This is a genomic window from Klebsiella sp. K-Nf6 (genome assembly GCF_002806655.1).
In the GTDB taxonomy this organism is placed as follows: Bacteria; Pseudomonadota; Gammaproteobacteria; order Enterobacterales; family Enterobacteriaceae; genus Klebsiella; species Klebsiella variicola.
The window spans coordinates 1-22411 of the sequence record NZ_PIBN01000002.1; the positions used below are offsets into that span (position 1 = coordinate 1).

General features: G+C 54.8%; 23 protein-coding genes and 2 tRNA genes. 8 read left to right on the forward strand and 17 right to left on the reverse strand.

The window, feature by feature from the left end:
* Positions 1 to 205 precede the first annotated feature (205 nt).
* The 3 genes from pgsA to uvrY are packed head-to-tail and all read right to left on the reverse strand — an operon-like array spanning position 206 to position 3297.
* A complete protein-coding gene (gene pgsA, locus CWM61_RS04250) occupies positions 206 to 754 on the reverse strand; it encodes a CDP-diacylglycerol--glycerol-3-phosphate 3-phosphatidyltransferase (RefSeq protein WP_008804219.1) in 549 nt (182 codons plus the stop codon).
* Between the two features lie 57 nt (positions 755 to 811).
* Positions 812 to 2644, reverse strand: coding sequence for an excinuclease ABC subunit UvrC (gene uvrC / locus CWM61_RS04255; protein WP_100630755.1), 1833 nt, complete (start codon positions 2642 to 2644; stop codon positions 812 to 814).
* Positions 2641 to 3297, reverse strand: a complete 657-nt coding sequence (gene uvrY, locus CWM61_RS04260; protein ID WP_002911539.1) for a UvrY/SirA/GacA family response regulator transcription factor — start codon at positions 3295 to 3297, stop codon at positions 2641 to 2643. The genes uvrC and uvrY overlap by 4 nt, the downstream gene beginning before the upstream one ends.
* A gap of 461 nt (positions 3298 to 3758) precedes the next feature.
* On the opposite strand from uvrY, the gene CWM61_RS04265 reads away from it, so the two are divergent.
* On the forward strand, positions 3759 to 3983 hold the full coding sequence (locus tag CWM61_RS04265; protein WP_061154045.1) for a DUF2594 family protein: 225 nt from the start codon (positions 3759 to 3761) through the stop codon (positions 3981 to 3983).
* 67 nt (positions 3984 to 4050) lie between these two features.
* Here CWM61_RS04265 and sdiA read toward each other — a convergent pair whose 3' ends face one another.
* From sdiA to tcyJ, 5 genes are all read right to left on the reverse strand, one after another.
* A complete protein-coding gene (gene sdiA / locus CWM61_RS04270) occupies positions 4051 to 4773 on the reverse strand; it encodes a transcriptional regulator SdiA (RefSeq protein WP_074385434.1) in 723 nt (240 codons plus the stop codon).
* A 319-nt stretch (positions 4774 to 5092) separates the two neighbouring features.
* The gene (gene tcyN / locus CWM61_RS04275; RefSeq protein ID WP_074385433.1) at positions 5093 to 5845 is read right to left on the reverse strand and encodes an L-cystine ABC transporter ATP-binding protein TcyN; all 753 of its coding nucleotides are present in this window, start codon (positions 5843 to 5845) and stop codon (positions 5093 to 5095) included.
* Positions 5842 to 6510 carry a cystine ABC transporter permease gene (gene tcyL / locus CWM61_RS04280; RefSeq protein WP_008804215.1) on the reverse strand — a complete coding sequence of 223 codons (669 nt, stop codon included), beginning with the start codon at positions 6508 to 6510 and terminating at the stop codon, positions 5842 to 5844. The genes tcyN and tcyL overlap by 4 nt, the downstream gene beginning before the upstream one ends.
* A gap of 15 nt (positions 6511 to 6525) precedes the next feature.
* Positions 6526 to 7512, reverse strand: coding sequence for a D-cysteine desulfhydrase (dcyD, locus tag CWM61_RS04285; protein WP_061154042.1), 987 nt, complete (start codon positions 7510 to 7512; stop codon positions 6526 to 6528).
* Between the two features lie 95 nt (positions 7513 to 7607).
* Positions 7608 to 8408: a cystine ABC transporter substrate-binding protein gene (tcyJ, locus tag CWM61_RS04290; RefSeq protein WP_061154041.1), complete on the reverse strand. Its 801-nt coding sequence runs from the start codon at positions 8406 to 8408 to the stop codon at positions 7608 to 7610.
* A gap of 200 nt (positions 8409 to 8608) precedes the next feature.
* Between tcyJ and amyA the strand changes: the two genes are divergently transcribed.
* Positions 8609 to 10096, forward strand: a complete 1488-nt coding sequence (amyA, locus tag CWM61_RS04295) for an alpha-amylase (protein WP_074385431.1) — start codon at positions 8609 to 8611, stop codon at positions 10094 to 10096.
* A 45-nt stretch (positions 10097 to 10141) separates the two neighbouring features.
* Here the strand turns inward: amyA and yedD are convergent, their stop codons facing one another.
* Entirely contained in the window at positions 10142 to 10576 is a 435-nt protein-coding gene (gene yedD, locus CWM61_RS04300; protein WP_165784168.1) for a lipoprotein YedD, read from the reverse strand.
* 372 nt (positions 10577 to 10948) lie between these two features.
* On the opposite strand from yedD, the gene rcsA reads away from it, so the two are divergent.
* Positions 10949 to 11572 (forward strand): transcriptional regulator RcsA, encoded by a 624-nt coding sequence (rcsA, locus tag CWM61_RS04305; RefSeq protein ID WP_074385429.1) that lies wholly within the window; start codon positions 10949 to 10951, stop codon positions 11570 to 11572.
* Positions 11573 to 11604: 32 nt separating this feature from the next.
* Here the strand turns inward: rcsA and dsrB are convergent, their stop codons facing one another.
* Positions 11605 to 11796, reverse strand: a complete 192-nt coding sequence (gene dsrB / locus CWM61_RS04310) for a protein DsrB (protein ID WP_061154037.1) — start codon at positions 11794 to 11796, stop codon at positions 11605 to 11607.
* Positions 11797 to 11929: 133 nt separating this feature from the next.
* Here dsrB and CWM61_RS04315 point away from each other — a divergent pair, with 133 nt between their 5' ends.
* Positions 11930 to 12151: a YodD family protein gene (locus tag CWM61_RS04315; RefSeq protein WP_165785252.1), complete on the forward strand. Its 222-nt coding sequence runs from the start codon at positions 11930 to 11932 to the stop codon at positions 12149 to 12151.
* A gap of 299 nt (positions 12152 to 12450) precedes the next feature.
* Here the strand turns inward: CWM61_RS04315 and dgcQ are convergent, their stop codons facing one another.
* Positions 12451 to 14130 (reverse strand): cellulose biosynthesis regulator diguanylate cyclase DgcQ, encoded by a 1680-nt coding sequence (gene dgcQ, locus CWM61_RS04320; protein WP_074386162.1) that lies wholly within the window; start codon positions 14128 to 14130, stop codon positions 12451 to 12453.
* A 115-nt stretch (positions 14131 to 14245) separates the two neighbouring features.
* Entirely contained in the window at positions 14246 to 15157 is a 912-nt protein-coding gene (locus CWM61_RS04325) for a DUF808 domain-containing protein (RefSeq protein WP_074385427.1), read from the reverse strand.
* 182 nt (positions 15158 to 15339) lie between these two features.
* Between CWM61_RS04325 and yedA the strand changes: the two genes are divergently transcribed.
* On the forward strand, positions 15340 to 16251 hold the full coding sequence (gene yedA, locus CWM61_RS04330) for a drug/metabolite exporter YedA (RefSeq protein ID WP_061154034.1): 912 nt from the start codon (positions 15340 to 15342) through the stop codon (positions 16249 to 16251).
* On the opposite strand, the gene CWM61_RS04335 is transcribed toward yedA, so the two are convergent.
* The 4 genes from CWM61_RS04335 to drpB all read right to left on the reverse strand — a co-directional run bounded on the left by CWM61_RS04335 (position 16226) and on the right by drpB (position 19209).
* Positions 16226 to 16720, reverse strand: a complete 495-nt coding sequence (locus tag CWM61_RS04335) for a very short patch repair endonuclease (RefSeq protein ID WP_044649871.1) — start codon at positions 16718 to 16720, stop codon at positions 16226 to 16228. The two genes, yedA and CWM61_RS04335, sit on opposite strands and share 26 nt — an antisense overlap.
* Positions 16701 to 18101: a DNA cytosine methyltransferase gene (locus tag CWM61_RS04340; protein ID WP_165784175.1), complete on the reverse strand. Its 1401-nt coding sequence runs from the start codon at positions 18099 to 18101 to the stop codon at positions 16701 to 16703. Before CWM61_RS04340 ends, CWM61_RS04335 begins: the two co-directional genes overlap by 20 nt.
* 76 nt (positions 18102 to 18177) lie before the next feature.
* Positions 18178 to 18885: a phosphohydrolase gene (locus tag CWM61_RS04345; RefSeq protein WP_074385425.1), complete on the reverse strand. Its 708-nt coding sequence runs from the start codon at positions 18883 to 18885 to the stop codon at positions 18178 to 18180.
* Positions 18886 to 18927: 42 nt separating this feature from the next.
* A complete protein-coding gene (drpB, locus tag CWM61_RS04350; RefSeq protein ID WP_061154030.1) occupies positions 18928 to 19209 on the reverse strand; it encodes a cell division protein DrpB in 282 nt (93 codons plus the stop codon).
* 538 nt (positions 19210 to 19747) lie between these two features.
* Between drpB and ompC the strand changes: the two genes are divergently transcribed.
* Positions 19748 to 20893: a porin OmpC gene (gene ompC / locus CWM61_RS04355; RefSeq protein ID WP_100630756.1), complete on the forward strand. Its 1146-nt coding sequence runs from the start codon at positions 19748 to 19750 to the stop codon at positions 20891 to 20893.
* Between the two features lie 274 nt (positions 20894 to 21167).
* Here ompC and CWM61_RS04360 read toward each other — a convergent pair.
* Positions 21168 to 21257: transfer RNA gene (locus tag CWM61_RS04360), tRNA-Ser, on the reverse strand.
* A 90-nt stretch (positions 21258 to 21347) separates the two neighbouring features.
* Here CWM61_RS04360 and mtfA point away from each other — a divergent pair.
* Together mtfA and CWM61_RS04370 are read left to right on the forward strand one after the other, a co-directional pair.
* On the forward strand, positions 21348 to 22148 hold the full coding sequence (mtfA, locus tag CWM61_RS04365; protein WP_162677286.1) for a DgsA anti-repressor MtfA: 801 nt from the start codon (positions 21348 to 21350) through the stop codon (positions 22146 to 22148).
* A gap of 100 nt (positions 22149 to 22248) precedes the next feature.
* Positions 22249 to 22324: transfer RNA gene (locus CWM61_RS04370), tRNA-Asn, on the forward strand.
* Positions 22325 to 22411 lie beyond the last annotated feature (87 nt).

Consider the following 22411-nt stretch of genomic DNA (forward strand, 5'->3'; position numbering starts at 1 on the left):
AACTCGCGACCCCGACCTTGGCAAGGTCGTGCTCTACCAACTGAGCTATTCCCGCATTATCAAGTTATTTGCTAATTACTTGATTTTGTTATCGTCTGGAAGACTGTGCTGCCGTTCGATGCGTTGCATTCTACTTATCTCTCGCGGTGAGTCAACGGTATTTTTCGCAACTTTGCATCGTTTGCTGAAAATAACGGCGAAACGATCACTGATCAAGCAAATCGCCGCGCGCTGCGTTCAGATACTGCAGCATCGACCACAGCGTCAGCACCGCCGCCACGAGGAAAAGCGCGATCCCGGCCCACTCTACCCACGGATAAGGACGCCACAACATCCATACCAGGGCGGCCATCTGTGCGGTCGTTTTGACTTTGCCAATCCACGAGACCGCCACGCTGCTGCGTTTCCCCAGCTCAGCCATCCATTCGCGCAGTGCCGAAATAATAATTTCACGGGCAATCATGGTCGCCGCCGGCAGCGTGACCCACCAGGTGTGATAGTGCTCGGCAACCAGCACCATGGCGATAGCCACCATAACTTTATCCGCCACCGGATCCAGGAAGGCGCCAAACCGGGTGCTCTGATTCCAGCGACGGGCCAGAAAACCATCAAACCAGTCGGTCACGGCGGCGACAAAGAAAATCAGCGCGCAGGCAAACGGCGCCCAGCTAAAGGGGAGATAAAACGCCAGCACAAAGAACGGGATCAGGATGACGCGAAACAGAGTAAGCAACGTAGGGATATTAAATTGCATAGTGACGGGTAACTATCTGTTGTAAGTAAAAATTAGCCCTATGTTGCTACAGAGCCCCTAATGTTTCAACGAGTAGAAGATCTTTTCTGCCAGACCGTGAGAGATGCCCGGTACTTTGGCAATTTCCTCGACGCTGGCCTGCTGCAGCCCCTGCAGCCCACCCATATACTTCAGCAGCATCTGGCGACGCTTCGGCCCCACTCCCTCGATAGTCTCAAGCGAGCTGGTGCTCTTCACTTTCGCCCGTTTTTTACGATGTCCGGAAATCGCATGATCGTGCGATTCATCGCGGATGTGCTGGATTACGTGCAGGGCGGGCGAATCCGGCGGCAGGCTAAACCCCTCACCTTCCGGTTCAAAGAATAACGTTTCCAGGCCGGCTTTACGATCGCTGCCTTTCGCCACGCCCAGCAGCAGCGGATGATGTTTATCCCAGGGAACGTCCAGTTCGGCAAACACCGCTTTCGCCTGTGCCAGCTGCCCTTTTCCGCCGTCGATCAGGATCACATCCGGAATTTTGTTGTCATCAATCACTTTACCATAGCGTCGACGCAGGACCTGATTCATCGCCGCATAGTCATCCCCTGGGATGATGCCGGTGATATTATAGCGGCGGTACTCCGCACGCAGTGGGCCATTGCTGTCAAATACCACGCAGGACGCCACGGTCTGCTCGCCCATAGTATGGCTGATATCAAAGCACTCCATCCGCTTCACGGCCGGCAGCTCCAGCACGGTGGCCAGCGCCTGCAGACGCTGATGAATGGTCGACTGCTGAGACAACTTGGTGGTTAACGCCGTCGCGGCATTGGTGCGCGCCAGCTTAAGGTAACGCGCCCGGTCGCCGCGCGGTTTAGTCTGCACATTGATTCGGCGCCCCGCCAGCTCCGACAGCGAATCGGCCAGCAGCGTCTTATCGCCGAGGTTGAAGTCGAGCAAAATCTCGCCCGGCAGGGTGCGCATCTGGCTACCCTGCAGGTAGAACTGACCGACAAACGTCTCCACGACCTCTCCCAGCTCAGTGCCGCCCGGGACTTTCGGGAAGTAGCTCCGGCTGCCCAGCACTTTGCCCTGGCGGATAAACAGCACATGGACGCAGGCCATTCCGGACTCAAAGGCGACGCCGATAACGTCGAGATCGTCGCCGGTGTTAGAAACAAACTGTTTCTCCGTCACCCGGCGCACGGCCTGAATCTGGTCGCGAATGCGCGCGGCCTCTTCAAACTCCAGACTTTGGCTCGCTTTCTCCATTCTGGCGATGAGCTGGGTCAGGACCTGATCGTCCTTGCCGGCAAGGAACAGCCGTACATATTCAACCTGCTGAGCATACTCTTCTTCGCTGACCAGCCCCGCCACGCACGGCCCCAGACAGCGGCCAATCTGATACTGCAGGCAGGGACGCGAGCGGTTGCGATAGACGCTATTTTCACACTGGCGAACAGGGAAAATTTTCTGCAGCAGCGCCAGGGTCTCCCGCACGGCATAGCCGTTGGGGAAAGGACCAAAGTACTCGCCTTTCGCATGTTTGGCGCCGCGATGCATCGCCAGACGTGGATGAGTATCACCGCTGAGGAAAATAAAAGGATAAGACTTATCATCGCGCAACAGCACGTTGTAACGTGGCTGGTACAGCTTGATATAGTTGTGCTCCAGCAGCAGCGCTTCCGTCTCGGTGTGGGTGACGGTCACGTCAATCTGCGCAATCAGCGCCACCAGCGCTTCGGTTTTACGCGACGCGAGATTGCTGCGGAAATAGCTGCTGAGCCGCTTTTTCAGATCTTTAGCTTTGCCAACATAGATGACGGTCCCGCCAGCATCATACATCCGATACACACCGGGCTGGCTGGTCACCGTTTTCAGGAAAGCTTTTGCGTCAAAAACATCACTCACTGGCTTGCTAACGACTCCGCATTACACAGGCCATGGCGAATTGCCAGGTGGGTCAGCTCCACATCGCCATGAATGTTTAATTTGCTGAACATTCGGTAGCGATAGCTGTTAACCGTTTTGGGACTCAGATTGAGCTGCTCTGAGATCTCATTCACCTTCTGACCTTTGGTGATCATCAGCATAATCTGCAATTCGCGTTCAGACAAACTGGCAAACGGCGATTCCGTTTTTTCCGGTTCAATCTGACTTAGCGCCATTTGCTGAGCAATATCGGAAGCAATGTAACGTTGTCCGGACGCCACGCAACGGATCGCATTCACCACTTCCTGCGGCGCTGCCCCCTTACTGAGATAGCCCGCCGCCCCCGCCTGCATGACCTTGGCAGGTAGAGGATTCTCGGTATGCACGGTGAGCATGATCACTTTCGTGCCCGCCACGGAGCGCGCGATTTTGCGCGTGGCTTCAAGACCACCGATCCCGGGCATGTTCATGTCCATCAGGACGACATCTGCGGAATTAGCCCGGCACCACTTCACGGCGTCCTCGCCGCAACAGGCTTCGCCAGCGACTTTAATCCCTTTTATATCTTCCAGAATGCGTCGTATCCCTGCGCGCACCAGTTCGTGGTCATCAACAAGAAGAACGTTGATCAAAGGAATAATCTCCAGAATGAGGGATAACGCTACTGATACTTTATCTCCCACATATTACCGGGTTTTATTGCTAATTTAAAAGGCAAAAAAATGCCCTCGCCTCGATTTGACTCTCATTTATGGCAATGTCTGTGCACACACAGTGGAAAGTCATTGAGAACAGTCAGTTGCCATGGTCTTATTTTTTAACAATCCTCATACAGAAAGCACAAAAAACACAACAGATTACGTAGCGCATAAATAGGAGGCAAAATATGTAACAAATATTAACGTGCTAAATAAATGGAATAAATTAATGGCAGTCTGGCGGCTATTACGTATTATCCGAAGCACGGAATCATTCACAGCTCAGATGAGAGAACAGAAATTAAGCACTCCTTTTTTTTCCGCCGCTTGTGGTATACTGCGCGGCCTTCACATTGGGTAAGGCGCATTAGCGCAGCGAGTAAACGAGGATATCGATGAGCACACCAGATTTTTCCACTGCAGAAAATAATCAAGAACTGGCGCAGGAAGTCTCCTGCATGAAAGCGCTGATAACGCTGATGCTGCAGGCGATGGGCCAGGCGGATGCGGGTCGCGTGATTATTAAAATGGAAAAGCAGATCGCGCAGATGGAAGATGAGGCTCAGGCCGCCGTATTCTCCAGCACCGTTAAGCAAATTAAACAAGCTTACCGTCAATAATCCTGTGCCGGCTGAAAGTATCCCTGACAGCCGGTGTCACGTCTGGCACGCAGAACGACAGGCGCTCTCAGATTAACCCTGTCGCCACCGCGTAACAGGCTATCTGCGTTTTGTTCGGCGCATTAAATTTCCGTTGCATATTCTTCTGGTGGAAATTCACCGTATTTTCCGAAATAGAAAGAATCATCGCCACCTCCGCCGAGGTCTTCCCTTCCGCGGTCCATTTCAGAATTTCCAGTTCACGGCGGCTGAACTTCATCTCCGGCGGCATCACCATCTCATCTTCCAGACGCAGGAGCGTCAACAAGCTTAGCTCTGTCAGCATGCGCAGGCGCATCTCCAGTTCATCTTCAGGATAAGCGTCCGGCAAACGGTTATTCGCGGAGACGGAGAGAAAACCCTGCGCATGGTTGGGCAAGGTCAGACACTGGGTCACCCCTTTTTTCAGACCATGATCGCGGGCGCCGTCCCATAATGCCGCCGCATCGCGAAACAGCCCATCCTCCCATGGCAGATGACCACGCATAAAATTCTCCGGGCGTAATACCGGATCTATCGCGAAATAGTTCTCGGCCTGGTAGTGCGACATCCATGCGCGGGGATAGGTCGACTGGAAGGTGACGCGGGGGCGAGTGAAAGGCACCGGATGGCGTACACAAAGCGTGTAGTAATCATATTCCAGCGCTTCGGTTTCTCGTTGCAGGAGATTATAAACCTCCTCACCAGCAGCCACGGACTGAAATTGATGCAGCATATCCCGCCGCCAGCTGAAAAAATCATTGTCCCTCATAGCTGTGCAAATAACTCCTGATTGATAATCATTATTATAAATACAGAAAACTAACACATAAATCTTATTTATATGTATAAAATATTGTCGCCGTCGCATTTATTAGTCTGAAGGCTTGCCTTTTTCCCGTTCTCAGCGCAGAACCTCGTGCCCACTCTCTTGTCATTTTCTACACCCTACAAAGGGGGGATGGGAAGCGGTGTATACGGCCACCGGGAGAAATCGCACAAAGAGGTGACGACGAGCGTGGCGCGCCGCAGGGAAGACAGGCTGTACGCGGCGGCCCTCCCCCGGGAAAGCCGCCGCGCCAGCACATGGTTTACTGCATCAGAAATTTTTCGAGGAACTGGCGAGTACGCGGCTGCTGCGGGGAGGCGAACAACGCTTTTGCCTCTCCCTGCTCGACAATGCGCCCTTGATCCATAAAGATGGCCCGATCGGCAACGTCGCGGGCGAAACTCATTTCATGGGTCACAATAACCATGGTGCGTTTCTCCTGCGCCAGTTGCCGGATAGTGTTGAGCACCTCCCCCACCAGCTCAGGATCGAGGGCTGAGGTCGGTTCATCAAACAGGATCACGTCCGGACGCATGGCCAGCGCGCGAGCAATAGCCACCCGCTGCTGTTGACCGCCGGAGAGGCGACGCGGATAGCTATTCTCTTTACCGCTGAGACCCACTTTCGCCAGCAGATCGCGCGCCCGCACAATCGACTCCTGCTTATCTTCACCTTTTACGATGACCGGCCCCTCAATAATATTCTCCATCACCGTACGGTGGGGAAACAGATTAAAGTTCTGGAAGACAAAGCCAACATGCTGGCGTAGTCGGCGGATGAGTCCTTTCTGCGACCCCAGGCTGCGACCGGCGTCGATGGTCACATCGCCAACGCGGATGGTGCCGCTCTCCGGTTGCTCCAGCAGGTTGATGCTGCGCAACAGAGTGGTTTTACCCGAGCCGCTGGGGCCGATGATCGCCACCACTTCCCCTTTCTGTACCTCCAGGTCGATACCGTGGAGCACCGTCTGGCCATGGAATTTCTTCACCAGGCTTTTCACTTCTATCGCACTCATTTCGGATCACGCTCCTGGCGGTTCAGCTGGTTTTCAAAATAGTTCTGCAGCGAGGAGAGGACGGTCGCCATCACCCAGTAGATCAGAGAGGCCGCCAGATACATGGTGAAGACCTCCAGGGTTCGGGAGGTGATAAGCTGCGCCTGACGGAACAGCTCTGGCACCTGGATCGTCGCTGCCAGCGAGGTATCTTTTACCAGGCTGATAAAACTGTTGGACAGCGGCGGCAAAGCGACCCGTGCCGCCTGGGGTAAGATGGCCCGGCGCATTGTCTGCCACGGCGTCATGCCGATACTGGCCGCCGCTTCCCATTGCCCTTTGTCGATCGAGGCGATGGCCGCGCGCAGGGTTTCCGCCGCGTAGGCCGCCGTATTGAGCGACAGGCCGATCATCGCCGCCGGAATCGGGTCAAGCTCGATGCCAAACTGCGGCAAGCCGTAGTAGATCATAAACAGCTGGGCGATAAGCGGCGTGCCGCGAAAAATGGAGATATACATGCGCGCCAGCCATTTTACCGGCCAGAGGGGCGACATGCGCATCAGCGCCAGGATAAAGCCCAGCACCAGGCCGAAAAACATCCCGCCAATGCTCAGCTGCAGCGTAAAGACGGCCCCTTTGAGCAGAAAAGGAGCGGAATCGATGACCAGTTGGATACTTTCTTGCATGCTGTCGTTTCTGTATTAGAGGTGAGGATGATAGGCAAACAGCGCCGGCGCCCCGCCGGTATGGACGAACAAAATCGGTCCTTCATCCTTAAAACGCTTCTGCGTAATGCCGTCGATAAGCCCGGCCATCGCTTTGCCGGTATAGACCGGATCGAGCAAAATACCTTCCAGCTCCGCCAGTAGCTTCACGGCGGCCATGCCTTCCTCGTTCGGCGTACCGTAGCCTGGGGCAAAGTAATCATCCCACAGGGTGATGTCGGCTTTCGCCTGCAGCTCGAGGCTGTTGGCCACGGCCTGCTGCAGCGCCACCACTTTTGGCAGCTGGTCAGCTACAGAGCGCGATACCGTCACCCCAATCAGTTCCGCCTGCGGCATCAACTGTTCGAGCCCCACAGCCAGCCCGGCATGCGTACCGGCGCTGCCGGAAGCCACCACCACCGATGAGATCTCCACCGCGCCTTCGCACTGCTGGGCAATTTCCAGCGCGCTTTCCACATAGCCTAACGCCCCGAGCGCATTGGATCCGCCGACCGGGATGACGTAGGGGCGATATCCCTGCGCCTCGATGCGGGTCGCCAGCTCGTCGAGCTGAGCGGCAGGATTGGAAAGGGCATCGCACATCTCAACCTGGGTGTTAAACAGATCCAGCAGCAGGCGGTTGCCATTGCTCAGATAGTTCTCCGCCCGAGTGCCGATGGGGTTTTCCAGTAGCGCCACGCAGTGCAGCCCCAGTTTCGCGGCGACCGCCGCCGTCTGACGCACATGGTTGGACTGGATCGCGCCGGCGGTGATTAAGGTATCCGCCCCTTCGCGCAGCGCATCGGCGGCGAGAAACTCCAGCTTGCGCAGTTTGTTGCCCCCCATCGCCAGCGGCGTTGTATCATCGCGTTTGATAAAAATCTCGCGCCCAAGGTGATCGGACAAACGCGGCAGATACTCCAGCGGCGTCGGTGCGCCAATTAATTCCAGACGCGGAAAGCGGGTTAAATTTTGCAGTGACATGGCCCCTCCTGACTCAGTTATGCTTCATTATGCACACAGTTACGCGCTAAATAAAAAAAGGCGCTTCCAGGAGCGCCTTTTTTCACCACTGACCGTTATTTCGTCACGTCAGCGCCAAACCATTTCTCTGACAACGCCTTCAGGGAGCCATCTTTCTGCATATCCGCAATCGCGGCGTCTACCGCTTTCAGCAGATCGTCGTTGCCTTTGCGCAGCGCCACGCCAGCCTCCTGACGGGAGAACGCATCACCGGTTACTGCCAGCGTGTTGTTGGTTTTCTTCACCAGATCCAGCGCGGCCAGACGATCAACCAGAATGGCGTCAATACGGCCTACGCGCAGATCCTGGTATTTCGTCGGGTCATCATCATAGGTGCGGACATCAACGCCTTGGACGTTCTGACGCAGCCACTCTTCATAGTTAGTGCCCAGTCCGACGCCGACTTTCTTGCCTTTCAGATCCGCCGCGGTTTTAATCGCGCCTTCGTTACCTTTCTTCACCAGCGCCTGCACGCCAGAGATGGTGTACGGGGTTGAGAAATCGTATTTCTTCTTACGCTCATCGGAGATAGTGACCTGGTTAATCACCACGTCGATGCGTTTGGAGTCCAGCGAAGCCAGCATACCGTCCCATTTGGTCGGTTTGAGATCGGCTTTCACACCAAGATGTTTCGCCAGCTCGTTGGCAAACTCCACTTCAAATCCGGTCAGCTTGCCGTCATCACCCTGGAAGCTAAAAGGAGGATAGGTGCCTTCGAGGCCCACACGCAGGGTACCGCGCTCTTTAACCTGATTGAGCAGGTTTTCCGCTGCAAAAGTTTTCACGCTAACGCCAGCCATCAAAACAACGGCCATCGCGCCCATCAGCGCCTGACGACCCAGAAGTGCTAATTTCATAGATACCCCGAAGGTTAGGATTTTCCTGTAGTGTAAGGCGCTTAACAGCCTGACACCAACATCGTTACGCTACATCTTATGCCAATTTATTATATATGATCCCTGTTAGGGTATAGCGAAAATCAGGGCTTTCCTCACCCGTTTTGCGGGATATCTCCCATACTGCAAAGGTCAGCCTGTTGACGTCTGGAGCATGGAAGATGAAAAACCCCACTTTGTTGCAATGTTTTCACTGGTACTACCCCGCCGGCGGCGAATTGTGGCGTGAAGTCGAAGCGCTGGCCCCCAGTCTGAATGAAATCGGCATCAATATGGTCTGGTTGCCGCCCGCCTATAAAGGCGCCTCGGGTGGTTATTCCGTCGGCTATGACACCTACGATCTCTTCGACCTTGGTGAGTTTGATCAAAAGGGCTCAGTCGCCACCAAATATGGCGATAAAGCGCAGCTGCTGGCGGCGATGAAGGCTCTAAAAGAGCATGATATCGCCGTGCTGCTGGATGTGGTGGTGAACCACAAAATGGGCGCCGATGAAAAAGAAACCCTGCAGGTGCAGCGCGTCGATGAGCAGGATCGCACCCAGATTGCCGAGGAGATCATTGAATGCGAGGCATGGACTCGCTATACCTTTCCGGTGCGAGCCGGGCAGTATTCGCAATTTGTCTGGGACTATAAATGCTTTAGCGGCATCGACCACATTGAGAACCCGACGGAAGATGGCGTGTTTAAAATCGTCAACGATTACACCGGCGAAGGCTGGAACGAGCAGGTCGACGATGAGCTTGGCAACTTCGACTACCTGATGGGTGCCAACATTGATTTTCGTAATCACGCCGTTACCGAGGAGATCAAATACTGGGCGCGCTGGGTCATGGAGCAGACCGGCTGCGATGGTTTTCGTCTTGACGCCGTGAAGCATATCCCCGCCTGGTTTTACAAAGTGTGGATCGAGCACGTCCAGGAGGTGGCGCCGCAGCCGCTGTTTATTGTCGCGGAGTACTGGTCCCATGAGGTGGAAAAGCTCCAGCAGTATATCGACCTGGTCGAGGGCAAGACGATGCTGTTCGATGCCCCGCTGCAGATGAAATTTCATGAAGCCTCGCGCCAGGGACGCGACTATGACATGAGCCAGATCTTCAGCGGCACGCTGGTGGAAGCCGACCCTTTTCACGCTGTGACGCTGGTGACAAACCATGATACGCAGCCGCTGCAGGCCCTTGAGGCGCCGGTTGAACCCTGGTTCAAGCCCCTTGCCTATGCGCTGATCCTGCTGCGTGAAAATGGCGTGCCGTCGGTCTTTTATGCCGATCTTTTCGGCGCATCCTATGAAGATACCGGCGGCGATGGACAAACTTACGCCATTGAGATGCCCGTTATCGAACAACTGCATGAACTGATCGACGCCCGTCAGCGCTTTGCTCACGGCGTGCAAACGCTGTGGTTCGATCACCCCAACTGTATTGCCTTCAGCCGAAGCGGCACCGACGAGGATCCCGGCTGCGTGGTAGTGATGTCCAATGGTGATGAGGGAGAAAAGACCCTGACGCTGGGCGAGAACTATGGCAATAAACGCTGGCGGGATTTTCTCGGCAACCGGGAAGAGATTGTCGAAACCGACGCTGAGGGTAGCGCGATCTTTACCTGCAACGGGGGTAGCGTGAGCGTGTGGGTGATGGAAGCCGTGCTGTAGTCAGCAGGCGATGCACCTGGCGGGCCGAACGGGCCCGCCGGAACCTCAGCGCGCGGAAGCCGGCGCGCTGACGGTCCCTGTCGTACGCGCTTTGGCCCACGCCTTTTCGCACTCAGGGGTGAGGCGTTCAACGCGGGTCAACGTCATACGGTCGTAGGAGAGGGTATTACCCTCACGCTCGATCGGATAGATATCCAGGGAAGCCGTAACATTGTAGATCTGGTTATCGCGGTTCATCAGTTTACCCGGCTGCGCGATCACGCGCTGCCACTGGCGGCAGTCGAAGGTATCCCCTTCTTTGGTGACGATCAGGCTGGCGATCGCGTCAGGGCTCATCATTTCACTCTGCGGCCCTTTCGATTGCCAGTAGCCCTCAAGGCCAGCCGGCGCCGGCGCTTTAACGACGTCATCGTAATGATCAACCTGCACACATCCGGCTAGCGCCAACACCATGCCAGCAAAAACTAACTGTTTCATCATTCATCCCACAAGCCGATAAAAAAGTATTGTGGCATTAAAGCGTTAAGCCTTCCACCCCCGCCCCCGGCGGAAAAACCGGGCAAGACAGAAGCCGGCAATCTGACCTTCATTTGAAATAAGGAAATTCCGAAAATAAAATATTGTTTGGGGCCTAACCATAGCATCTGTGGGCACTTTTTGTTTTTAATCCGCTCACACTACCGGTTCTCGACTTTACTTTAAGAGTTTTCCTGGCAAATTATATGCATAGATGCGGAATAGTTTAATGGAACTAATGGGTTCTTTCTTAAACCTACTATATACCGCTCGCAAGGACTGCTTCACAAAGTGAGTGTGAAGTGAATATCGTTACGTGTTGATTGAGGATGGGTCATGTCAACGATGATTATGGATTTGTGCAGCTATACCCGGTTAGGCTTAACGGGTTATCTGACCAGTCGGGGAATTAAAAAACAGGAAATCGTTGAGGTCCATAGCGCGGTAGATCTGCAAAAACATTGCGCCTCGTGCTGTCCGGCAGTGGTGTTTCTTAATGAAGACTGCTTCGTGCATGATGATGAAAGTAATGGCATTATTCGCCAGATCATTACGCAAAACCCGGCGACGCTGTTTGTTATCTTTATGTCGCTGGCAAACATTCATTTTGACCGCTATTTGCGGGTACGGAAAAACCTGCTGATCAGTTCTAAATCGATAACGCCAAAAGACCTTGATGTTATTCTGGTTAATTATCTTAAATACAAAAACAGCAGTCTGGGGCAATTAAATTTACCGACTTTATCGCTGAGTAAGACTGAATCCAATATGCTGCAAATGTGGATGGCCGGGCATGGCACGTCGCAAATTTCAACGCAAATGAACATCAAAGCGAAGACGGTATCGTCACATAAAGGCAATATTAAAAAGAAAATACAGACGCACAATAAACAGGTGATTTACCATATCGTTCGGCTTACCGAAAACGTCACTTCAGGTATTCAGGTGAACCTGCGCTGAAACAAACTGGCGGTGGTTCCGCCAGTCCCGTTTTATGAGGTTTCTTTTTCGACGAAGATCCCATCCGGGTGCCCCACTTCATTGAAAAACCAGATCCCTAAAGGATAGTCTTCCAGCGAAACCAGATACATCGTCCCTTCACTAAACGACTCAATTGCCAGCACTACCCCCGATCGACGTGGGCCACCGTCGGTCTTCACCGTGACACGATCGTTCACCTGCATATTCAATCTCCTCTATTTTTCAGCCAGTGTAGAACAAAACCACGCAACTCGCAGCGTTGCGGCCCATGACTGGTGTTTTTTTAGACTGACTATACTTAAAGAGGCTTGAGCGACGCTCAGCGAGGGGGTAATGATGAAGAATCGATTGACAGGCCAGGCCGGGAACGACATTGATATCAATGTTGATGCTCTGCTGGCAGCGATTAATGAGATTAGCGAAAGCGAGGTCCATCGCACACTGGATGACCCGCATCGTGCCAGTATTGATGGTCGAGGAGCCCATACCTGGCGCGAACTGGCGGAGGCATTCGAGCTCGATATTCACGATTTCAGCGCCAGTGAAGTCAACCGCTAACGGTGGGCGAAAAAAATCCCGACTCGCAGGAGTCGGGATCAAACTTGCTAATGCAAGAAGCACTTGAAAATTCGTTACACCGGGAAATCCGATGCGTTAAAACATTATCCTCAATTATTTTGCATGACAAGAGATATTCATGGCGCAAATTATTGAGAATGTTGGCGCTTTGCAAGGAACAGGGCTACAAAGCTGATGCGAGAAGGCTTCGCCGCAAACCGGTTTCATTCGATAGCGCGATCCCTGTCGAACACTTTAAGAAAAATCTCATTTTAGCTGATTCTGGCGAAACGTTTTGCTCACGCTTCGCTGTCAAAGCAGACCTGATTGCGGCCGTTCTGCTTTGCCTGATAGAGACGACGATCGGCTACCGACTGCAAGGCTTCAAACTGATACTCCCCCTGCTCTTCACTGGCACTGACCCCCAGTGAGGCACTGACCCGCAGCGTCACATTGTTATGCAAAAAGACCTCCCGGCGCTGGATACGCAGGCGTAGCCGCTCTGCCACCACCGCCGCTTCCTGAAGCGTGGTATCCGGCATCACGACACAAAACTCCTCCCCACCCACGCGGCCCAGCAAATCGCCCTCACGAACGGTGCTGGCAAGGGTACTGGCCACCGTCGACAGCACTCTGTCGCCCGCCTGATGACCATAGCGATCGTTAATGCGTTTGAAGTGATCCAGATCGAGCTGGATCACCGCCAGCGGTCGTCCACTGCGCTGGCAGGCGCTGGCTACCGCCATCGCCTGTTCAAACAGCGCCCCGCGATTGAGCAGACGGGTTAAGGCATCGTGCCATGCCTGCCATTCGAGGGAGGTTTGCAGGACGCTCATATTGCGGACCATGCGGCGGATCACCAGCCAGGAGAGCAATAGCATCAAGGTGAAGAGCACCCACATCAGGGTCAGAGCGATGGTGATGGTACCAAAATTGCCCCGCACGCCTTCCCGCAGAGTGTGGATCCGCAGCAGCACGCCGTCAAAATTGCGCAGTTTGGCCCAGCTGATATAGCGCGTCAGCAAGCGCAGTCCCCCCTGGTTATCATGGACAAACGCACGGCTGAGCAGTTCTTGTTCACGGGGGGACAATAGGGTCAGAACATTCCCCGGCGCGGAAGAGGCCAGCAGGTTCAAATGGCTATCATAAAGCTGGTACTCCCCCTCCTGCCCCCCCTGCATGGCGCTGACCAAAAACGCTTTTATTTCACTGACCGAGAAGTCCATCGCCAGCACCCCGCGCCAGTAGCCGGCGAAATCCAGCGGTATCGAGGCGGTGACCACCTGCTCTTCCAGCTGTGGATCGTCGTCAGGAAAGGTTTGCCAGATAACGCCCCGCCCCGGATTATTCCGCTGGCTCTGTCGGGTAAACCAGAGGGCGCCGATGGCTTGCGAATAGTGGGTCATCACCTGTGACTCGTCCCGCAGCGGCAGGGTCGAGGTGAAAAAACCACTGCGGGAGATATACTGCATTCGCTCAGCGAAATCGCGGTTATGTTGCGTCAGATTCAACAGATACCCCAACTCCAGCGTCGCCATCAGTTCATCAGCCGCGAGCGGATCGTCTTTCAGCAGCATAGGGTTGTTGCCGACGACGCTGCCCGAGACGCCAAACACCGGCAGCGTACGACGGTTCGGCAGCGCCACACGCCAGGCCTCCTGGTGACGCTGGCTCAGATAGCGCTGGCTGGCACTACGCAATACGTCGATATCAAGCGGCTGTTCAAGCGCAGACTCCATGCCGTGGCGAAAAAACATCATCCGGTCGATGTTGAACTGCAGTAGTCCATCCATTTCATGGGCGACATTAGCCAGATTATTACGCTGATTGGCCACGTAGGCCTCTTCCAGGACGTTGATTTCACGCCAGATCAGTACCGTGGAGAAAAAAAGCACCACGATAAAACAAACGTTAACCACATGCGCCGGGCGAGTCAGGTGGCGGAGCTTTTTCATCTTCAACCGAAGTGGCTTATCCATCATTCTCTCGCAGTACGTAGCGCAAACCTGACGATGTCAGCGCCCCGGGTTCTGTCGATGCCGGGCGCGCTTTTAGCGTAGACGACGCAGCGCCGTCGCGCTGTATGCAACCACACTACTTCACCGACCGGCGCAGGCTGCTCACCACTTTCACGCCCGCCAGCACCACTGCGCCAATGACAAAACCCAGCACCAGGTTGGCAATGACCGGCAGCAGGGAAGCCAATATCCCGCCCAGCCCCGCGCTCCAGTGCTCAATGGCATGATGCAGTGGCGCAATGCCGTGAACCACAATTCCGCCGCCGACAAGGAACATCGCCAGCGTCCCAACGATGGAGAGCACTTTCATCAGCCAGGGGGCTACCACTAACAATCCTTTGCCCAGCCATTGCGCCAGCGCAGCGCGTTTCTCCGCCAGCCAGTAGCCCATGTCGTCCAGCTTAACGATCACGCCCACCAGACCATAGACCCCGATAGTGACCAGAATCGCGATCCCGGAGAGGATCAGGATCTGATTGAGCAGCGGCGCTTCCGCCACAATGCCGAGGGTGATGGCGACAATTTCCGCGGACAAAATAAAATCGGTGCGAATCGCCCCTTTCACTTTGTCACGCTCAAAGGCCAGCGGGTCACGTTCCGCCAGCGCCTGAAGACGCTGCTGCCGTTGCGCAGGATCCTCTTTGTGCTTGCGCGCCTCCAGGCTGTGAAGCACCTTCTCCACCCCTTCAAAACAGAGGAACGCGCCTCCCAGCATCAACAGCGGCGTAATCGCCCAGGGAATAAAAGCGCTGATCAATAGCGCCAGCGGCACGAGGATCACTTTATTAACGAACGAACCTTTCGCCACGCCCCAGACGACCGGCAGTTCACGATTCGCTCGCACGCCGGTCACCTGCTGAGCATTGAGCGACAGATCGTCCCCCAATACCCCGGCTGTTTTTTTTGCCGCCAGCTTGCCCATCACGGAAATATCATCCAGTAGCGTGGCGATATCATCGAGTAACGTTAAAAGACTACTTCCTGCCAAAATAATTTCCTTCTCTTTTCATCAATGTCTCCCTCGAGTATGCGTTAAAAAACGGCCGGTGCCCAAGGTACAATTAGTCAATATAAATTTAACAAACTCGCGCAAATTAAGCGCTCGCCAGCACGATAGTTTTCACGTTTACTATATGTCCCCTTTCTATCTCTGCACCGTCGTGAGGAAGTATGTCTACCCGTCAGCTGTTACCGCTTATCGGGGCGCTGTTTGCGCTGTATATCATTTGGGGCTCTACCTATTTTGCCATCGCCGTCGGCGTCGCCAGCTGGCCGCCGCTGATGATGGCCGGTATTCGCTTTCTCTCTGCCGGCGTGCTACTGCTGGGCTGGCTGCTGGCCACCGGCCATAAGCTGCCAGCGCGCCGGCCGTTGCTTAACGCCGCGCTGATCGGGGTTTTGCTGCTTGCCGTCGGCAACGGCTTCGTCACTCTCGCCGAACATCAGCACGTTCCGTCAGGGATCGCGGCGGTGATGGTCGCCACCGTGCCGCTGTTCACCCTGTGTTTCAGCCGCTTTTTCGGCATCGCCACCCGTAAACTGGAATGGCTGGGCATTGCCATTGGCCTGGCGGGTATCGTGATGCTCAATAGCGGTGGCAATTTAAACGGTAATCCGTGGGGCGCACTGCTGATCCTGGTGGGTTCGCTAAGCTGGGCGTTCGGTTCGGTTTACGGGTCGCGGATTGAGCTGCCAACCGGCATGATGGCGGGGGCTATCGAGATGCTCGCCGCCGGGATCGTCCTGCTGGTCGCGTCATGGCTGACCGGTGAGACGTTAACCCATGTCCCCTCATGGTCCGGGATCGCCGCCCTGGCCTACCTGGCTATCTTTGGCTCGCTAATCGCCATCAACGCCTACATGTTTTTGATCCGTAACGTCACCCCGGCGGTAGCCACCAGCTATGCCTACGTTAACCCGGTGGTGGCCGTCTTGCTCGGCACCGGGTTTGGCGGTGAAAGCCTGTCGCTCATTGAATGGTTGGCGCTGGCGGTGATTATTTTCGCCGTAGTGCTGGTGACGCTGGGAAAATATCTCTTCCCCGCTCGCAGCGAGGCTACTCCTTGTAAGGCGTCGAAGTAAACGCCAGCTCGCGGATCCCCTGCGTATCGATCTGCGCGTCGTGCCCGGCGCCGCAGATCCACTCTTCCAGACGCTCGGTGAGCGCTTCATCATTTAGTTTCAACCGGCCGCGCAGAGCGCATTCCCAGATGATAAGCACCCGCCAGCCCTGCTCAGCCAGCTGTTGCCGGTCGCGGGCGTCACGCGCCACGTTGCCGGCGATTTTATCCAGCCAGAACGCCGTCCGGGTGGCCGGTACCTTAAACAGATAACAGTCATGGTGATGCCAGAAACAGCCGTGAGTAAAGATAACGCAACGGTAGTCGGGCAAGGCGAAATCGGGGCGTCCCGGCAGCGCGCGATCCTGGGCGACAAAGGTGAATCCCGCCCCGGTCAGCAGCGCCGCTATCCGCTTTTCAATCGCCGTATCGCGCGTAGCGATAGCCCGCATATTTTTACTGCGCGTGGCTTTATCGTGAACATCCGCCATCGTTATCATCCGCTTCGCGACGCGCCACCGCCTGGGCGATACGCGGCGCCAGGAGCTTCGCCACCGCGGCGAAGACCGGAACCACCACCGAGTTGCCGAACTGACGATAGGCCTGGGTATCCGACACCGGAATGCGGAAACGCGAACCCTGGGGCGATTCAAAGCCCATCAGCCGTGCGCATTCGCGCGGTGTCAACCGGCGAGGCCGCCGCTGTTGGTTCTGCGGATCGTCAAAATACTGCTCGCCCAACGGCCGGTCCCAGCCGCGATCGACGAGAATTTCGGCACCGTCTTTATAGTAGCGGGCAGACAGCGTTCGAGCCACGCTGTGGGGATTACCGGGGTCTACCAGGCCATAACCAAAGCCATTACCCCGCGCCTGATGCTTGCGGGCATAACGATAGAGATATTTCCACAGCACCGGCGTAAGGATAAATTTGGCATCCACCGTCGGCTCCAGCAGCTCGCCAAACGTCGGCCGCACCGCCGGATAGAGCGCAGCGATATCGCGCAGCGTAAATCCTTGATGCAGCTGCAGGTCGCGGCGGAAACCCACCAGCACGATGCGCTCCCGGTGCTGTGGTAAGAAATGGCGCCCGTCGATGACCTTAGGGTCATCCGGCCCGGTATGCCCGGCATCGGCCACCTCATACCCCAGCTCATCCAGCGTCTGCATGATGATGCGGAAGGTGCGCCCCTGATCGTGGCTTTTGAGGTTTTTGACATTCTCCAGCACAAAAATCGCCGGCTGACGCGCGGCGATGATTCTCACCACATCAAAAAACAGTGTCCCCTGGGTTTCGCAGGCAAAGCCGTGCGCGCGGCCCATGGCATTTTTTTTGGAGACGCCGGCAAGTGAAAAAGGCTGGCAGGGAAAGCCGGCCAGCAAGACATCATGCTGAGGAATAGTCTCGCGGATATGCTGCGCCGCTTCGTCATCGCTGACGTCGGGGCGGTGGCTGAGCGTGACATCGCGGATATCTTCATTAAAACGATGCTGTTGCGGATCACAGTACCAGTTGGCCTTGTAGGTACGCACCGCGTGCTTGTTCCACTCGCTGGTAAAGACGCACTGCCCGCCGATGGCTTCAAAACCGTTGCGGATCCCGCCGATACCGGCAAACAGATCGACAAAGCGGAACGCATAATGCGGGTGATGAACTGGCGGCGCCGGCAGCAGCGTCGCCAGATGGGCGATCTCCTGCGGACGCAAACGCCCCGCCGCGCGGGGGAGCGCCGCCACGCGTTTGAGGATCGCCGCGCTCCAGTGCTGTTCGCCGACGCTTACCAGTTCGGCGACCAGCGTTTTCACATCATAGATCGTCATCAGCTGACGCAGCAGCGCCTGAGCCTCTTCCCCGGCCTGCTCTGCCAGCGGCAACGACCTGTTTTCCTTAATTAACTTTTGCGGCATATCCTCAACCAGCGCGGACGATTTTTGCAGAGAGTACCATAAATCACTGGTCGGTTGACGCCTGCGGTGCAAAGCGGCGCAAAACCGCTTCATCCAGCGCCTGCGGCTCCCCCTGCAGCTCGGCGCTGAGTTTGGCCATAAATTCGACGAGGAAGCGGGCATTGTGCTGCGCCATCTCTTTTCCTCTGGCCGTCTGCATGGTCTCCGGCAGGCGCAGGAGTTTGCACTGGAAATGGTCAAGGGCATATCTGCGGTCATCCAGCGCCCGCCGGTCAGCAAAAGGATCTTCAGCATCAAACAAGATGGTATTAAGGGCGCCGGCGACGGCAAAGACGCGCGCCAGACCAATCGCCCCCAGCGACTCAAGACGGTCGGCGTCCTGGACGATTTTCGCCTCCAGCGTACGCGGGGGGATCGACGCGCTGAAGCTGTGCGCCTCGATGGCATGGCTGACCGCCGCGTAACGCTCCACGGGAAAATCGGCAAAAGAGGACTGCAGGATCGCGAGGGTTTTCTCGGCGGCCATCATCGAGGAACGGCTGCGCTCCGGATGATTCTTCGGCAAGCTGACGATGTCATGAAAATAGCAGGCCGTGAGGAGCACCAGTCGGTCGACTTCCTCCCCGGCGGCCAACTGGGTAGCCGTGGCCCAGACGCGACGAAAATGGGACAGATCGTGTGCGGCATCATCCTGCGCGTAATGCATCAGTATCCAGTGCTCAAATCGTTGCTGCCAGTCAACCAGGTCCATAGGCTTTCCTTTATGTGAAGGTCAGCCTCGAGCATAGCAACTTTACCGCTGATGATCCTGCTCGCCGCGAGACGGCCGGGTATACCAGACGACCGCCCCGAGGATCGCGCCAATGCCCGCAAGCACTAACATCCCCAACAGCGCACCAAGCCATTTACCTGCCGTGGTTCCAAAATCGCCCTCCACGCTGGCGCCGGGAACGCTCTGAATTTTTCCGACCACCCACCAGTAACGCACAATGACCCAGACACAATATCCGCAAAAAGCATACAACGCCCATAACGCGAGCTTCCCTCCGGGGCTGCGTTTTGCCTGCTCTTCCATCTCATTCCTCTCCGTGACACAACACACTACCGCCACTCAAAACGTGACAAGCGTCACATTATACCGTCAACCTGCGCAGCAGGCAGCAGTTTCATCCCCATCTTCTGCGTCAACCTGCGACTTATGCTGCCGGTGAGCGGGCGCTGAAGTGCTTTATTTATTCTTCTCCCCATGCAAAAAGTTTATTCCGTCGCGGGAGGTCGCTTATTGTATTGATAATGTATTGATTATTTTTCCCAGCCTAAAAGCAATTTTCGTGATGAATGATGCCTTGATGTTAATTCATACAACCCATTTCATTGAGTTAACAAAATCTATCAAATGACACCATATCCTATTGCTATATAACAAAATAATACCTCACTCAAAATCATTCATAAAAAATATAAAGAATCAAATAGAAATAAATTGAAATATTTTACATTATTTATTTACATCTTTTATTTTAAATAAAAATGAACTTAGTCGTTAGTATCTGATAGTCATTCCGGAGGGATTGTCATAATTCATAGAAATTATCATTAAAAGGGAATATATAATGAAAAGAAAAGTACTGGCACTCATGGTTCCGGCATTATTAATGGCCAATGCCGTTAATGCCGCGGAAATCTATAACAACAACGGCAACAAACTGGACCTTTACGGAAAAGTTGACGGCCTGCACTACTTCTCTGACGACGCTTCAGAGGATGGCGATCAGACCTATGTTCGCTTTGGCCTGAAAGGCGAAACGCAGATTACCTCAGAATTAACCGGCTACGGTCAGTGGGAATACAATATTCAGGCAAATACCACTGAAAAAGAAGGCGCAAACTCCTGGACCCGTCTTGGCTTCGCCGGGCTGAAGTTTGCCGACTACGGCTCACTGGATTACGGTCGTAACTACGGCGTAGTGTACGACATCGAATCCTGGACCGATATGCTGCCGGAATTCGGCGGCGATACCTACACCCAGACCGACGTCTACATGACCGGCCGTACCAACGGCGTGGCAACCTACCGTAACAGCGACTTCTTCGGCCTCGTCGACGGTCTGCATTTCGCCCTGCAGTATCAGGGTAATAATGAAAACGCCGGTTCTGGCGAAGGCACTAATAACGGCGGCAAACGTAAGCTGGCGCGGGAAAATGGCGACGGTTTCGGTATCTCCAGCTACTATGACCTCGATATGGGGATCAGCGTAGGGGCAGCGTATTCGTCTTCTGACCGCACCCATAACCAGCTGGCAGAGGCTCGTAGCAGCCAGCGCTACGCCAATGGCGATAAAGCCGATGCCTGGACCGTCGGCGCGAAATATGACGCCAACAACATCTATCTGGCCGCCATGTATGCTGAAACCCGCAACATGACCTTCTACGGCAACGATAGTTTTGGTGGGATTGCCAACAAAACGCAGAACTTCGAAGTGGTCGCGCAGTACCAGTTCGACGACTACAATTTACCGCTGCGTCCGTCTATCGCCTATCTGCAGTCGAAGGGTAAAGATCTCTACACCTATTCTCGCTACGGCGACAAGGATCTGGTCAAGTATGTCGACGTGGGCATGACCTACTACTTCAACAAAAATATGTCCACCTATGTGGATTACAAAATCAACCTGCTGGATGAAGACGACCGCTTCTACAAAAACAGCGGTATCGCGACCGATGATATCGTCGCCCTCGGTCTGGTTTACCAGTTCTGATGCCCGTCAAAGCCCGCGTTCAGCGGGCTTTTTTATGTTCCCGCTCCGTTGAGATCACTCTTTTCGACATTGCCGCTTTCCAGGCGTACCTTCCCTCTTTATGATGCGTTTAAGCTCGTTCGGGCAAAAATCGGCGATAAGGTCCTAAAAGGATAACGCGCGCAACCGCGGCTCTACGCTGAAACCAGGACGATGATGATGGCGATACCCCAGCGCAGGCGTTATACCTGAAGCTAACGGTGTGATTGAAGGGGAATGGTCATAAAGAGAAAAGTGGCGGAGAGAGGGGGATTTGAACCCCCGGTAGAGTTGCCCCTACTCCGGTTTTCGAGACCGGTCCGTTCAGCCGCTCCGGCATCTCTCCGCTGTTGTGGTTGCTATAATGCCAGGATCTTTGGCATTTTAATAGCTCCCGTTTCGGTAATCGTGTTCAAGTGACGACTTTGCGAGCGATATGATGTTTAAATGGCCCTGGAAAGCAGATGATGAGTCCGGCAACGCAGAGATGCCCTGGGAGCAAGCGCTTGCCATTCCGGTTTTAGCCCATCTTTCACCCACTGAGCAGCGCAAGCTTACTCAGATGGCTGCCCGTTTCTTACAGCAAAAACGTCTGGTGGCCCTCCAGGGGCTGGAGCTCACCCCGCTGCATCAGGCACGCATTGCCATGCTCTTTTGTCTGCCGGTGCTTGAGCTGGGAATAGAGTGGCTGGACGGTTTCCATGAAGTGCTGATCTACCCTGCCCCGTTCGTCGTGGATGATGAATGGGAGGATGATATTGGTCTGGTCCACAACCAGCGGGTGGTGCAATCAGGACAAAGCTGGCAGCAGGGGCCTGTGGTGCTGAACTGGCTGGATATTCAGGACTCCTTTGATGCGTCAGGCTTTAACCTCGTGGTGCACGAGGTGGCGCATAAGCTGGATGCGAGGAATGGCGATCGGGCCAGCGGCGTGCCGCTTATCCCGCTACGCGAGGTCGCTGGCTGGGAACACGATCTCCATGCGGCAATGAATAATATTCAGGATGAGATAGACCTGGTGGGGGAAAGCGCTGCCAGCATTGACGCCTATGCCGCCACCGATCCTGCGGAGTGCTTTGCCGTCCTCTCGGAATATTTTTTCAGCGCGCCCGAGTTGTTCGCGCCCCGCTTCCCCGCCCTGTGGCAGCGTTTTTGCCACTTTTACCAGCAAGATCCGCTGAAGCGGATACGTGAGAATGGCCTGCAGGATGAAGACGATCGGCGCATTGTTCACTAAAACAACGCCTTGAGCTAAATTTAGCCATTTGAATCAGCAGGTTAATTTTAGTGTTGACACAAAAATACGAGGCCAGTAGTATGCGCCTCGTTCACACGATTCCTCTGTAGTTCAGTCGGTAGAACGGCGGACTGTTAATCCGTATGTCACTGGTTCGAGTCCAGTCAGAGGAGCCAAATTTAAAAAAGCCTGCTTTCGAGTAGGCTTTTTGCTTTTCGGTTTTCATGCCTCTTCACGAATCTTTATACGATGTAGATTCAACA